Annotated in this window: 8 protein-coding genes and 1 tRNA gene; 3 read left to right on the plus strand and 6 right to left on the minus strand. The window is 38.9% G+C overall.

Going from position 1 to position 15,488, the window contains the following annotated elements:
* Positions 1 to 7 precede the first annotated feature (7 nt).
* The 6 genes from HMPREF9455_RS07730 to HMPREF9455_RS07755 form a co-directional block, all read right to left on the minus strand.
* On the minus strand, positions 8 to 2,491 hold the full coding sequence (locus tag HMPREF9455_RS07730) for a glycoside hydrolase family 31 protein (RefSeq protein ID WP_006799084.1): 2,484 nt from the start codon (positions 2,489 to 2,491) through the stop codon (positions 8 to 10).
* 25 nt (positions 2,492 to 2,516) lie between these two features.
* Positions 2,517 to 4,274: an endo-dextranase gene (locus tag HMPREF9455_RS07735; RefSeq protein ID WP_006799085.1), complete on the minus strand. Its 1,758-nt coding sequence runs from the start codon at positions 4,272 to 4,274 to the stop codon at positions 2,517 to 2,519.
* Positions 4,275 to 4,327: 53 nt separating this feature from the next.
* On the minus strand, positions 4,328 to 5,764 hold the full coding sequence (locus HMPREF9455_RS07740; protein ID WP_006799086.1) for a SusE domain-containing protein: 1,437 nt from the start codon (positions 5,762 to 5,764) through the stop codon (positions 4,328 to 4,330).
* A gap of 19 nt (positions 5,765 to 5,783) precedes the next feature.
* Positions 5,784 to 7,271 (minus strand): RagB/SusD family nutrient uptake outer membrane protein, encoded by a 1,488-nt coding sequence (locus HMPREF9455_RS07745; RefSeq protein WP_006799087.1) that lies wholly within the window; start codon positions 7,269 to 7,271, stop codon positions 5,784 to 5,786.
* A gap of 33 nt (positions 7,272 to 7,304) precedes the next feature.
* Positions 7,305 to 10,331 (minus strand): SusC/RagA family TonB-linked outer membrane protein, encoded by a 3,027-nt coding sequence (locus HMPREF9455_RS07750; RefSeq protein ID WP_006799088.1) that lies wholly within the window; start codon positions 10,329 to 10,331, stop codon positions 7,305 to 7,307.
* 220 nt (positions 10,332 to 10,551) lie between these two features.
* Positions 10,552 to 12,219, minus strand: a complete 1,668-nt coding sequence (locus HMPREF9455_RS07755; RefSeq protein WP_006799089.1) for a DUF6377 domain-containing protein — start codon at positions 12,217 to 12,219, stop codon at positions 10,552 to 10,554.
* 417 nt (positions 12,220 to 12,636) lie between these two features.
* Here HMPREF9455_RS07755 and HMPREF9455_RS07760 point away from each other — a divergent pair.
* The 3 genes from HMPREF9455_RS07760 to HMPREF9455_RS07770 all read left to right on the plus strand — a co-directional run bounded on the left by HMPREF9455_RS07760 (position 12,637) and on the right by HMPREF9455_RS07770 (position 15,466).
* Positions 12,637 to 12,709, plus strand: a tRNA-Lys gene (locus HMPREF9455_RS07760).
* 241 nt (positions 12,710 to 12,950) lie between these two features.
* Positions 12,951 to 14,048: a phage integrase SAM-like domain-containing protein gene (locus tag HMPREF9455_RS07765; protein WP_006799090.1), complete on the plus strand. Its 1,098-nt coding sequence runs from the start codon at positions 12,951 to 12,953 to the stop codon at positions 14,046 to 14,048.
* A gap of 689 nt (positions 14,049 to 14,737) precedes the next feature.
* Positions 14,738 to 15,466, plus strand: coding sequence for a transposase (locus HMPREF9455_RS07770; protein WP_006799091.1), 729 nt, complete (start codon positions 14,738 to 14,740; stop codon positions 15,464 to 15,466).
* Positions 15,467 to 15,488 lie beyond the last annotated feature (22 nt).

The raw sequence follows: 15,488 nt of genomic DNA on the forward strand, positions 1-15,488 counted from the left end.
TATTATTTTATTTGATTGATATATTTACAGTTTTTCTATTATCCGGTACTTTTACCCAGCATTCTTTCGTTGCCTCATTCCACGACCATTCTACTGAAGAAAAATCTGTTTCCTGTTTATTCAGGATTATATTTTCTTCTACATTTCTGACAACCTTGTTATCTGCGGATATGCTGTTCGGTTTTGCCTCCAGGTGATATTTGAGAACGATATTTCGCTTCTCCGATTGCCGGAAACCTTTGTCTTTTGGTTCTATCATAGTTTTATATCCGTCACTCAATGTTGTACATACGAAACCTGTCTTTGAATAAATATCTTTCAGATAGTCCAGATTTTCACCCTCATCTTCATAAAGCTCAAAGCTGGCATTTTCATCCTCATAGTTAGGGAAAATATGGATAAACAGAGGGTAGTCCTTCTTCTCATGTATATACTGCATTACAGGCATCATCGGGATAATCGAACCCTTTTTTACAAATACAGGGATTGTATTCAACGGTGCACGATAGGCAACTGTTTGTCCTCCCAGATAGATTGTCTTTTTATCATTGAAGTCGATCCATTCCCCATCAGGTAAGTAAACACGTTTTACCCGTTCTCCTTTTTTCAGCACAGGAGCCACTAGTATTTCTTCTCCAAAGATGAACTGGTTATCTGTTTTTATAGCTTCTGCATCGTTCGGATATTCCATAAATAAGCCTCTTGTTATCGGTAAGCCTGTATCATGGGCCCTACGTGAATATGTGTACAGATAGGGGAATAGCTGGTATTTCAGTTCGATAGCCGCTTTGGTGTTCTTTTCCACCACATCGCCGAACATCCATGGCTCAACAGCATTATCTCCCTCATGGTGAGCACGGCTCAACGGACAGAATATACCGAACTGCATCCAACGTGTATATAGTTCACCCATTGCGTTATAGTCGGTAATATCTCCGCAGTAACCTGATATATCTGTAGTCCAGAACGGAATACCCCCCAGTCCGGCAGAAATTCCTACTGCTACCTGATTCTCAAGTTGCCCCCAACCTTCCAGTACATCATTTCCGTTACCGCTATCGTTTGTCCATCCGAATGTGTAACGTTGCAAACCGGCATAGGCCGAACGTGTCATCTGGAAGATTCGTTTATCCGGATTGCGTTTGTCAAACTGTTCTTTTACAACCTTATCCCATGTCAGACCATATACATTATGTATCTCATCGTGCATGCCTATATGATGTTTCATATTCAGGCGGTCTATGTCTTCTTCATTGCTCCATGCTGGCTCACCCATATCAGTCCAGAATCCGCTTATTCCGTCATCTATTGGCTTTTGCTGATATTTGCCCCACCAATCGGCAACTTCGGGAATAGTGAAATCTACCACACCGCAGTTTCCTCCCCAGGGCCACGGCATATCATACGATTTTCCATTACGGACATCTTTTACGAAATAGCCTGATTTATCAGCTTCTTTCCATTGTATTTCATTCGCCTGTGATACAACAGGGTCTTGTGAGACGATCATCTTGAAACCTTGTCCTTTCAATGATTCCAGCATCCCCTTTGGGTTTGTATAGTTTCCTTTGCGCCACTCAAAATCCTGTAAATATTGTGTCCAGCCTATATCCTGATAAATTATATCACAAGGGATCTGACGTTTACGGAATTCAGCCGCTATGTCCAATGCCTGAGCCTCTTTGGTATATAACCCCCGGCTCTGAGCGAAACCCAAAGCCCATTTAGGAGGCATGATGGGTTTACCTGTCAGGTCGATATATTGCTGTTGGATATCTTTATAATCTTTTCCGAATATGAAATAATAAACAAATGCCCCGTCCGGTGCTTCAAATGAGTAGTATTCATCTGATTCAGTACCGAATTTGAACTCGGTCTTGTATGTATTATCCAAGAATATACCATAACGGTAACTGCTCATAAAAAATGGAATGCTTTTTGCCAGAGGGTCTTCTGTGACACTGTAGCAGGGGCGGTCGCTATTCCACATCTTATACGAACGTCCGCGGCGGTTCAGGGGGCCTGTCTTTTCGCCCAGTCCGAAAAACTGCTCATCGTTACGTAAAACCTTATATGCTTTTACGGCTTTAGAATCGGCAACGTGCCCTCTCTCTTTAAAATCGCTGAAAACCAGTTTCTGCCATTTATCGAATATCTGTAACTGCATCGGGTTTTTATTTACCCTGATACGCAGCTTCGACGTAAATATTTCATAACATGCGGGTTCGTCATTCACATTGATTTCTCCGATATCCTCGAGGTTTTCATTTATTACAGCAAATGATTCATTGCTTCTTAGAAATTTCCCTGATTGGTCAAACCAGACTTTAATGACGGAGTTGCTGTTTATCGTCAGAGACATCTTCGACCCGTCTTTGCAATTGAAAATAACCTGATTCCCGTTTTTAGTATAGGAGATACATTCTCCGGCAAGTAATGTTGCCGAAGAAAATATCAAACCTGTTAGAAATAACCAAACCTTCTTTATCATAACCTTCTTACCTTTACCTTATTAATTAATATTCAAGTACCAGCATATCCCAGTATTTAAGCGAAGGGAGTGTCAGCAAAACCTCATTGCCCGATTGAGAAAATTCAGTGTTGATCGCAACTCCTCCATTGATGTCGGGAGAGGCAATCCATACCTTCGAAACAGCTTTGGATGCGGTCACTTTTACTTGTATACCGGCAACTGGCGACGGTTCTTTTTGTGTGCCGTTCGTATCTCTCCATTCCATAGAATTAGCCTGTGAAAAGTTTATCAGATGAACCACATCTTTATCAGTGAATTTCTTTCCCACCACAGCTATATTACCTTGCGACGCAGGCCAGTTTTCGAATGAAAGGTTTCCGCCGACCGATTGTACGTTTATTGGAGAAAAAGTGCCTCCGTCGCGTAAGATGTTCTGGTATGCAACAAGGAAATCGTAATAGTGAGTCAGGGATTCCTTTGTTTCGGATTTCATCTGCAAATTAGAATTCGGGAAATATTCATTCGCCAGATAGTGTTCTCCTAATTCGAGATGCGAGCCACCAAAAGAGAATATCACAGCATTGGTAAGCAATATACCGGGTGTATTGATGTAACCGGAATTGTTTGACCGTGCATAATTCATATATGCAGCCAGAACAGTCGCCTTTTCATTCCCGCTATAACTATTATTATCGAGTATAACCTGAGCCAATTGGTCAAAAGTTTTAGATTCGTCCCAGACTTCCGTGTATAGGAAATCAACGTCTGATCTTGCAATGCTCTTTTGCTGACCGTATTGAGAAACTGCATTCATAACCAGTCGCTTGTCCGGATCGGCTTGTTTCATCGCCGAGATAAAAGGTTTATAAGCCTCCTCGAGCTTAACGGCATTTCCTGTATAGTCATAGACTGTTCCCCTGTTTCCCAACTGGTCGATATGATAGCCGTCAAAATCGAAAACCTTATAGACATCACCATGCCTTCCTGCAATATAATCCTGCCATTCCTTATTCCCCGGATTTGTCAGATAAATGCTACTGCGGAAAGGAGCGTCGAGGTGATGATTGTCTTTTTCGGTATGATTCTGGTCTTTGAAAAGATACCATTCTTCTTTTACGCCATCTGCCGCCGCATTGTTCAAAGCTCCGAAAGCAAGATTGTAAAACATGGCTTTCATCCCTTTATTGTGGGCAGCATTGATATATCCTTTGACTGTGGACAGGTAATTAGTTCTGCCGATAAGGTCTGCCCATGATGGGGACGGATTGTCGACCGTTCCGGCTAATGGACGTTGGTGGTCATACATCCAGTCGTAGAATTGAATGCCGTTGATATGATAACGGTTAAGGGCTTCGATGTTATTTTCTATTTCATTTTCGGATAGCTTGCCATATGAGGAAAGAAAACCATAGCGAGGGAACTTCTTCCAGTCCGATGACACATCGACAGCAATACTCTGGTGTATCTTTTCTGCATTACCAGTTACTTCATATATATCTACCATATACCCTTTGTAGTCGTCGGAGGGTGCAGTCCAGTCCCACGTGGCAGATGACAGGGGTTCTTCCGAAATCACTTTGCCCAAGTGGGAATATCTCACTTTTACATTGCCTGACGGCTTTTCTTTGAGGGTAAAGCGGACTGTCTCACCCGGCTTGTACGAAGCTTTATCCGTATGTAAATCTGCTTTGAAATAAGTCACACCATATACTACGGGATCATTATCCGTATCATAATAATCTTCGCAACTCCACAAAGAGATTGTCAGACAGAATATTAGATATACATAAATTTTCTTCATAATAATATTTTTAAGCAGGAGTGTCCCCGGAGAAGATACTCCTTATATTTTAATTATTGTTTTTTGATTATAATAGTTTCTTTCAATTGATTCAGTTCAATTGTATATGTACCTGATTGTGTGATTTTCCATTTATAATCTACACCTGCTCCCGGATAATTGTATATTATTTGCTCTACATCTCCTGTCGGGTTTTTATCGGCTTCCCCGGCAATGAACCAGGCACCGTTCCAGTCGTCCTGCTTATCCAGTGTGAATTTCAATTCTCCGGCATTTAATGTCCCGGTCCAGGTGAATACATATGGATTGCCCGTTGCGGTCATCGGTGTCGCACTGCCAATATTCCAGCCGTTAGGCGAAGCATCTCCTACCAGATAAATCATGGCAAAAGGAGTGAATGGCACAATATCTATCTTCATATCCCGGGTATCGAGTTTAATCTTGTAAACACCTCCTGTGATTTTCCATTTATTGTCAGGATCACCCGCCCATTTGTCTACATCGAGGTTAGTCCCTTCCGGTTGTTCATTAATAGCAGGACGGAAAAATACAGCATCCCAGTTTCCTGCGGCAGTTCCTATTTTGAATTCTCCTCCTGCCGATAGATCGTCATTGTAATGGAATACAAACGGATCGAGCAGATCTACAGTCATCGGATTGAAATTCCATCCGGTAGGATTACCTACAAACCATAGTTCGCTAAATTCAGGGCCTTCTCCTTTTGTAATACTGATAGCCATCGATATCAGGTTCACTTTGACAGTATAGGTACCTCCTTCTGTAATTACAAACTTTTCGTCCGGATCTGAATCTGATTCACGGAGTACAAGCTTAGTGTCATTTTCTCCTCTATTATAAGAAGGTAAGAATTCCCCTTGTGTTGCTATGAGTTTGAATTCTCCGGCAGAAAGCGCACCTGTCCACGAAAATGCTTTCGGAGTGTTTGTTATCGGCTTCATTTCGGTAGCATCGTCGGCGCTCCATCCATTCGGTGTAGCATCTCCTATGAGGTACAATGTTTTCGTAATAGGCTTATGAGTCTTGATATTTATGGTCTGAACAGGAGAAGTCTGAGATTCAAGATTTTCAGAAGCCACTTTGGCGATAATTCTGTATTGGAATATTGTTTCCGAAGCTGGCGTTATGCCGAATTTATCAATAAGCAGATCATTAAGTTCCTCATTCTTGTACGATTTCTCATACACGTTGCGTCCCATGTCTATGGATATCCCGTTCTCGAAATTACCATCCTGTTTGTCCATCTGGAAAACATATTCTATTGCCAGTCCGGTCCCGTTGTTTGTTCCCGATGTCCAGATGAATTTTATAGCTTCCGATGAAGGATTCAATGCATCCAGTTCTACAGTTTCCTTTGACGCGCTTATCTCCAATGGCTGGTCTCCTTTATTATATTCCGTATTATCCTCGTCGGTGCACGACCATAAAAGAAATAATAGTGTAAGTAATGATATTATTTTATATAATTTCATGATAGTCGGTATTTAAAAATTAATATCCTGTATTTTGTTTCAGATTTGGATTTGTGTCTATTTCTTTTTGTGGAATCGGAAAGAGCAAGTGCTTTTGTGAAGCATTTATTTTACCAATGGAATGCAGGAAATCAAGAGCATATTGCCCATTATCCCAACGTATCATGTCGAACCAGCGATGTCCCTCGAATGCCAATTCTATACGGCGTTCCTGTCTGATTTTGTCGCGCATCTGGTCCTGAGTCAGCCCTTCCACATCGTCACGGTTGGTTAATCCTGCTCTTTTTCTCACCTGATAAAGCGGCTCTTCGGCATCAGATGTTTGCCCTAATTCGTTCAGGGCCTCGGCTTTCATCAGTAATACATCAGCGTAGCGCAATACGATGATACTTGCCGAGTTTGTATTATAATCGGCTGAGATTGATAGCGGAACCAAAAACTTACGAACATTATAACCTGTATTTGACATATTGGACTTATAGGTCTTACTATCGAAAGACGGACATCCTTCATACAGGATTGTTTTGTCTTTTCGTAAATCATTATTCTCATATTGGTCTACAAATTCCTGTGTAGGCTGATTCCATCCGTAGGCTCCTCCTACCCATCCTGAATTTCGTGGCCCCATATAGGTGCTGAGCCAGTTTGCCTGATTTTCATCATCCCAGAAACCAGCTTTTGTCAGCCCGTAATATTGAACTTCGAAAAGTGACTCCGATGTATTCTTATTTTTGGCTTCACCGCCGAAACAATCGCTATAATCAGGATTTAATGTATAACCAAGGCTTTCCACCATGTTGCACATTTTGAGGCTTTCATCATACATCCCCAATGTAAGGTAAACTTTAGCCAGCATACCTGCGGCTGCTCCTTTGGAAGCACGGCCTATGTCACTACCCGAATACTCTTCGCGTGGAGGTAAAAGCTCTATGGCTTCTTTCAGGTCAGGAATGATTACTTCGTTGTAAATGGTCATCTTGTCTGTACGGGTTGGCTTGAGATTATCACCCGGTTTAGGAGTAGTAGTTGTTAGAGGCACATTTCCAAATAGTTGTACCAGAATGAAATAATAATGTGCCCTCAGGAATTTTGCTTCCCCTATACATCTGTTTTTTAAAGCCTGATCGATATCCATAGAAGGAATACTTTCTAAAACCGTATTACAATACAAGATACCGGGATTGGGGCCACGCCAGATATCCAAAGCTGCAGCATTGTCGGTAGTAGTCACGAAATTGGCTATATCGACAGTCTCTATCCCATCCGTACCGCCTCCTGCACCCACTTCACTGTTGCCTGCAATAATATCGAGTGTCCAGATACGCATATTATAGAGCTTAGGACGTTGGAGGGGTTGATATGCCCCGTTTACTAAAGCGATGGCAGATTCTTTGTCGCTCAATACTTCTGCGCTAGGGTCTTCATAAGGTTCTTTATCAAGGAAATCCGAACAGGAGACCAGTAAAGATGCTAACATTATAAGACCTGTATATATTATTTTTTTCATGATTTTCTCTTCTTTAATATTAAATTTATAACCTTAGAATTTGACATTTACTCCAAAGCTGATCGTACGTGTAAGCGGATATGTACTTAGGTCTATACCATTAGCTCCAACTTCCGGATCGAATCCTGAATATTTTGTCATGGTATAGAGATTCTGGCATGACATGTACATGCGTACTGTTTGTAAATAGGCTTTCTTTGAGATTGCTTGAGGTAGTGTATACCCTAATGTCAGGTTTTTTATTCTTAGATAAGAACCATCTTCAACAAACCGGCTGGAATGGCGTGCATTCTTATTCGGGTCGCTGTATACAGCCCTTGGTACTGAATTGCTGGTTCCTTCCCCTGTCCATCTGTCCAATACTTTAGCTGTTTGGTTTTGAGGTACTGCCATTCCTTCCTGCCAGATACGGTTTGCATTGTAAATATCATTACCGGCTACTCCCTGCAGGAATATTTGCAAATCGAAGCTTTTGTAAGCAAAACTGTTATTCATCGAGAATGACCATTCCGGAGTCGGATTACCTATGTATGTACGGTCATTATCATTTATGACCCCATTATTGTCCAGATCACTGAAGCGGATGTCCCCCGGTGCTGTTCCTCCCGGAACTTGTATGGAGGCGTTGTTGACCTGATCCCAGTTCTGGAATAAACCATTTGTTACATAGCCATAGAATGAATTGATTGGATTGCCTTCTGCATTTACCAATACTTTCGTCATATTGATATCATCTCCGGTAAATAGAGGTACACCTTCATTCATGCTGATGACTTTATTTTTATTGTAAGAGACATTCAAATCTGTGTTCCATTCCAGTTCTCCCGTCAGATTCCGGGAAGATATGGTTAATTCCCATCCTGTATTCCGCACTTTTCCGGCATTAATACTTGGTACATAGATATCCGAATATCCTGTTGTGATAGGTACCGCCATCGGTACCAGCATATCGGTCGTGTTTTTAATATATCCGTCTAATGACAAATTAATACGCTGGTCGATCAGTGAAAGGTCAATCCCTGCATTCCATTGCTTTACGGTCTCCCATTTAACATCCGGATTTGGCATTACAAGCGGATACAGTGTCGATACAGGCGTTCCGTTAAATACATATTGTCCTGTTTTTAGTTTAGTAAAATAGGCGTACTCATTTATACCCCATTGATTTCCCGTAACTCCGTAACCAGCTCTTACCTTTATATCGTTTACCCATTTGTTCTTCTGATAAAAGGCTTCTTCCGATAGACGCCATGCTGCTGCAACGGAAGGGAAGGTTCCCCAGCGATTGTCTTTTGAGAAACGAGAAGAGCCATCGCGACGAACGGTTAATGTCAGCAAATATTTATCAGTATAGTTATAGTTTACACGGCCCATAAATGAAAGCAGCGCCCAGTCATTCTTCGTTCCGCCGACTGTCGGTTGGTTCAAACCGTTAGATAACTGGTTATTCTTGTCGCTCAGAAAACCTTGTACGCTGGCATTCATTTTATTGTATACATTGTTTTGGGCACTCGAGCCGATCATCACATTCAGATGGTGATTTTCGTTGAAGGTATCTATATAGGTAAGGGTATTATCCCAAAGGTAAGTGAGGCTTTTGTTAGATTCTTCGTAGCGGTATGATTCAGGTTGGGAAATCGGTTTCCAATCGTATTTAGGGCTAAAGTTTTCCTTGTCCCAGAACTTAAAATCTATACCACCCAGCGTTTTGAAAGTAACTTTATCGAAGAAATTGATCTCGGCAAAAATATTTCCCAGCAAATTATAGCCTTTGGTAGTTTGGCTGTTGACTTTTGCATTCCCTAACGGATTCTTAATATCTCCATACCAATATGCTGGATTGCCCGGGCCGGAATAAGTTCCGTCTTCATTGTAAACCGGTTGTGTAGGTTGTGCGGCCATCGCATCGCGAATACTGTAGCTTCCCTGCTTTTTGGCATCATGGCTTAATGTAACATTATTGCCCAATTTAAGCCAGGGTTTTACTTTCGATTCCCCATTGAATTGTACGGTATACCGCTTATAAGAAGTATCAGTAACAATCCCCTCCTGATCCAGAATACCTGCTGATACATAATAATTACTCTTATCTGTACCGCCGGAATAAGATACGGAGTAATTCTGGATCGTACTTGTCCGGAACAATTCGTCCATCCAGTCTGTTCCTTTTCCCAATGTTGTCGGATCAGCAAAATCGGGTCTTTGCATCAGGTTTTCCGTCCCGCTATAATTTGCGATCATGTCATTGTGGTAAGACGCAAATTGACTTGCATTTAGCATATCGGGCATGCTGGTTGCATTCTGTATACCCCAATTGGCGCTGAATGATACAACACCATCACCGGATTTTCCTTTTTTGGTTGTAATAATAACGACCCCATTTGCACCTCTTGATCCGTAAATAGCTGTAGCCGAAGCATCTTTTAATACATCGACTGTTTGCACATCGTCCATATTGAGAGCGTTTAAAGAAAGGTCTGTCGGTACGCCATCTATTACTAATAACGGTTCACTGTTATTAATTGTACTTATTCCCCTTATACGGATAGAAACATTACTGCCCGGTGCACCTGAATTTATGATCTGAACACCGGAAGCCCTTCCCTGCAAGGCTTCTCCGATATTGGCGACGGGTTTATCCTGCATCGATTTTGAATCGATGGAAGAAACTGCTCCGGTTAAGTCTCTTTTTCTCATTACGCCATAACCTACTACTACAATTTCGTCCAGCATCTCCGCATTTTCTTTCAGGGCGATTTGCAGGTTGGATTTGCCAGTTACCGGAATTTCCTGTGCTAAGAACCCTACATAAGTTATGGCCAGAATGTCATTCTCATTTACATCGAGAGAGAATTTACCATCGATATCCGTAATAGTGCCATTGGCGGTACCTTTTACTGCAACGGATGCCCCTATGATACTTTCTCCTTTTTCATCGAGGATTGTTCCTGTAATTGTTCTTTTGTTTTGAGCAGATAAGTGAAGTGTAAAAAGTAAAGTCAGAATAAGTAAACCTATTCTACTCACATATGCCCATTTCTTTTTTTGATCTTTTCTCATGGTCTATACGATTTATGAATTTTTCTTGTTTATGGTTAACATAGTTTCTTCAGTTTTGGAGACTGAAAATGGACCTAACCTCTTACAAGCAAAAATATAAGCAGTTATTAAGTAAAGAAAATCCACATGGATAAAATATAGATAACGTAAATTGTTAAATATTTAAATTACAGATATTTAAATGCTTTGAAGGTGTTGAAAAATATGGATGTGGTATGCCTTAATTCTTCTTTATTATGCCTATTTTCATTACCATAGATTCAAATTCTTCGCGGGGTACGGCGGCTTTATTCCGAACTCTGGTGCGATAGCTGTAAATGGTATTTGCAGAATAGTGTAAAAAACTTGCAATTTTGGAACTGTCGGTTATTCCCAGTCTTATTAATGCAAATATACGAAGTTCTACGTTTAATAGTTCGTTTGGTTTTAGTATAAATTGTCCGTCTCTCACCAATAGGGAGTTAAATTCCTCAACAAAGTTAGGGTATAAATGTAAAAATATATTGTCAAAGTTTTCATAAAGCTCTTTCAATTCATTGTCAATCATCTCTCTGGATTTTAATATCTTGTATAGTTCATCCAACTTCTTCTCCACCGCTTTTTTATTGAGTGTATTCTGATACTTTTCGAGTTTATTAATGTATGTCGAGCATAAATCAAGGAAATGTCCTATATATGCTTCTTTGATTTGATTTGCTTCTGATAGTTCATTATTTACATCAGAGAGCTCCTTGTTGACGTCATTTAGTTGATTAATAGTTGATTGTAGATCAGTGTTGAGCCCATTCAGTTTTACGTTAGTGTGATAAAGTTCCTTGCGTATACGGGCAACTCTCTTCATTTGCCTGTACACATATATTATTGCTATAATCAGAAATATGGATAATATACTGACAAGAATGAGGAATAGTTGTAGTTCAGACTTTTGTTTGTTTACATTCTCCTGATAGGCAGAGTCTATAATCGGGAATATCTGAGATACTTCATATGTTCTCAACCGTGCATTGCAGAACATTGCATCTTCCATCGACGATTTTATGCAATCATAAGCTCTTTCTACTTCACCTGTTTCATATAGGACTGAAGCCAAGGCCTGCATGGATGCATTCTCTTTGATCGCATTTTTTATATCACAGATAGCGGATATAGCATAATAGTGTTTTTGTAAACCGATGCTTCCTTCTTTTTTGTAAATGTTTGCAAGCGCATATGCAAGCACGGCTTTTTCATGAGTGTCGGATTCTGTCCGGTTTAAAAGATTCTGTAGAATCTGTCTGGCTTCTAGCAACTTATTCTCGTCGTATAGTTTTTCAGCATATACTATTTTATAGTGATTGGACTTTTCATCCAGAACATTGAGTAAAGAATCCCTATATAATTTGCTTTTTTCTATATATATGCGAGTATAAGGGTTATTATTTGAATAATAGTTGTATAATTGTTTATAGCAATCGTAATATTTTATCAATAGCCAGTCGGAAAGATTCTTGTTATTTATTGATTTAAGAATATCGATTGCTTCTATGTACATTCCCGCAACGATATATAGTGATACTAAATCCAATTGAGATTCGTATGCCCAAGCTGGATTATTTAGCTTTTCTGCTATCACAGTATTTTCTCTGGCATAATAAATTGCAGAATCTGATATGTAAGTTTTATATTCATTATAGAGTTTAAGGTTAATGTCATATCGCTGCTCCGGTGTAATATTGGGTGTTTTGAACATTTTTTTTATTTCAGATATTCCTTCTTCTTTCTCTGTCATGTAAAGCTCTTTATGCTCTACTAATTTATACAGGGAAATAAGTGTTGTATCCTGTGATATTTTTGGAAAAACAGCACTAATACAAAATAATAGTATAACGAGGGAAAGTATTCTTTTCATCTATAGTAAAGGACTTTAAACAAAGTTAGTAAAATATATCTTTGTATAGTAGAGAGAATTACCGATTTATGAGTTTTTATGTTCCATCCGCTAAATCAGGCATCCTTCCTATATGCTGAGGACAATAAATCTGGTTATAAAGAAAAAAGGATAATTCAGATTCTTTTAACGGGGTATTCCGAATGATTTTTCAAAATCAATTTTTGCTTGTCAAGGAACGGAAATAAAACTAAAAAAATGACTTTTTAGTTAATGAGAGCATTTGGTTGTAAGCGTTTGTATATGATTGTTTTATGGGCGTTTCGTGTGGGGATAAGAGTAATAAGCCTTTTTATATAATGCATTTTTTAGAAGTATAAATTTGGATAATAAATATTTTCTATTACCTTTGCACTCGCTTTAATAAAGCAACAGGGAGATTCCGTAGCTCAGCAGGTAGAGCACATCACTTTTAATGATGGGGTCCTGGGTTCGAGCCCCAGCGGGATCACTAGCAAATGATGCAAAAAGAAGTAAAACCTTGATTTTCAGTAGAAAGTCAAGGTTTTTTCTTTTGTCTAAATAGGCAAAAAAGGGCAATTTACGACAGTACATACATGCCTAAATCGTGGACAAGCAAGAGACAGAAAAATGGTCCACGATTTTGAGTATTAGTCATTATTTGTCAGCAACTTACCTCATAGCTACTTGATGGTTTAAACGTAATTTTAACCACAAAAAAAAGTAGTAAAATGAATCAAAAATCCTTCCATGTTTTATTCTTTCTCAAAAAGAATAAAATCAAAGCAAACGGAGAAGCCCCTATCGCCATGAGAATCACTGTAGATAAACGATTCTGTGAAATGTTTGTCCGAAGAAGTGCATTAGTAGAAAATTGGGATCAGACCAAAGGAAAGCTTAAAACCAAAGACAAACTATCTACCGAGATCAATATGTATATTGATACGGTCAGGGCTAAAATCCAGAATATCCACAGACAACTCGAAGCCGATAACCTCGAAATATCGGCAAAGGAGATATGTAACCGCTTTTGTGGTGTTGAAGAGAAACATAAAACCCTTATTGACGTTTTTGAGGAGCATAATAAAGAGATCAAGCAATTACAAGGTAAAGGTTATGCTCAAAAGACAATTATCCGCTTCGAAGGTACAGTAAGATATTTGAAGGAATTCTTAAAGAAAGAGTATAAGATGTCCGATATCAATCTAAAGGATATTGATCTACCCTTCATTCAGAAATTCAATACTTTTTTAAAGACTGAGAAGAATTGTGCACAGAATACAGCTATTACGCGATTGAAGCAGGTAAAGAAAATTATGCGTATAGCGTATTCTAATGATTGGATTCAGAAAGACCCTTTTATGACTTATCGATTCAAGTTTGAGGAAACTAATATCGAGTTCCTGACACAGGAAGAATTGAACTCCATTATTCAAAAGGATTTTTCTATTGAAAGACTAAGTACAATCAAAGATATTTTCCTGTTCCAATGTTTCACGGGATTGGCATTTTCGGATATTGAGCAACTAAAGTCTGAACATTTGGTAAAGGACAACAACGGCTCATTGTGGATTCGCAAGAACAGACAGAAAACAAATAATATGTGTAATATTCCTTTAATAACAGCAGCAAAGATGCTTATAGATAAATATGCAAACCATCCTGACTGTATTGAAAAGAATGTATTGTTTCCTGTACCTACTAATCAACGCATGAATTCTTATTTGAAGGAAATTGCCGATTCGTGTGGTATTACAAAGAAGCTTAGCACGCACATTGGAAGGCATCGTAATTATTCTTGCCAATTGAAAACAAACAAGTTACAATAAAATTTATCTTAACAGGTAACGGTTTAGAAACTAGCAACCTTCCGTACTCTACTTTATTTTGCATAAATACAAAGAGCAACTTTTGATTACAAATCTAGAAAAAATTAGGAAAAATCTATTGACATTTTAAGCTTATTTCTGCACATACGTTCGTATAAGTAAAAAACTAATAGTCTGCATTCTAAAAAACAAGTGCTTCTTGTTTAGTTTTACAAACCGTGAATTACATTATAAACGACTAATAAAGGTGAACTATCTACTTTTCTAAGATCAAGCCTTATTAGTTGATTCAGACCTTTATTAGTCAAGCTGTAGTTGCTAAATAGAAATCTAGGTTCAGTACCTACTAAGGGAAATAGTAGAAAACAGCTTTCTGGTTAATTCCAATTTAAAGCAAAGTAAAATCATGAAGAATTTATCTATTGGGATTGATTTTTCCAAACTAAAGATTGATGTATCTTTTTTTTGAGTGTGAGAGAACAACAGAGTTTCATCATGGGCAATTTGCCAATAACAAGGAGGGTTTCAAAGAAATGCTCTCATGGCTAAAACAACAAACTCGCATACCTCTCTCCCAGTGAATATTTTGTGGAGAACATACTGGTTTGCATAGCCAGCTGTTAAGCGAATATTTAACGTAGAAAGGCTTATTCATTTGGATTGATTCTTCTTTGCAAATTAAGTCATCCATGGGCATCCAGCGAAAAAAGAGCGATAAGATTGACTCAGAACAATTAGCTCTGTATGCTTACCATTTTAGAAACAGAGCTAAACAATATTCTCCTTTGAGTAAAGGTCTTAGATCCTTACAACTTTTATATGCATTTAGAGGACGCCTTATCAAGTCAAAAGTAAGCCTTTCTCAAGCATCCATAGAGATGCGTGCCGTAATTAAGCGAAATGTAACAGCCCGATTTATTTATGAAAAAAACATACAGGACGTTCGCCGACTAGAGAAAGAGATAAAGTATGTTGAGCATAAAATGCTTGAATGCATTGAGCAAGGCTTAGCTTTGGCTGAAAGTTACAAGTTATTGACAAGTATAATTGGTATTGCCTTTGTAAATGCTTCGGTAATGATCATTTATACAGGGAATCTCACCCGATTCATAAACACCAGACAATATGCTTGTTATACAGACATGGCTCCTTTTGGGAAGAGTTCAGGCTCTTCTAAAAACTTTCAACCCCAGGTTAGTAAGATAGCAAATAAAGAATTAAAATCATTATTGACTCAAGCTGCAAAATGTGCAGCCAGACATGATCCTGATCTCCGAGAATACTATAACCGAAAAAAGGAAGAGGGAAAACAAGGATGGTTGATTATTAATAATATCAGAAATAAATTAATTCATAGAACTTTCGCCGTCATAGAACGACGAGAACCATATTGCAAAGATTTTTCATTTCTGAACTAAAAAACATAGACTTAATGTTTGG

The organism is Dysgonomonas gadei ATCC BAA-286 (genome assembly GCF_000213555.1).
Classification (GTDB): domain Bacteria; phylum Bacteroidota; class Bacteroidia; order Bacteroidales; family Dysgonomonadaceae; genus Dysgonomonas; species Dysgonomonas gadei.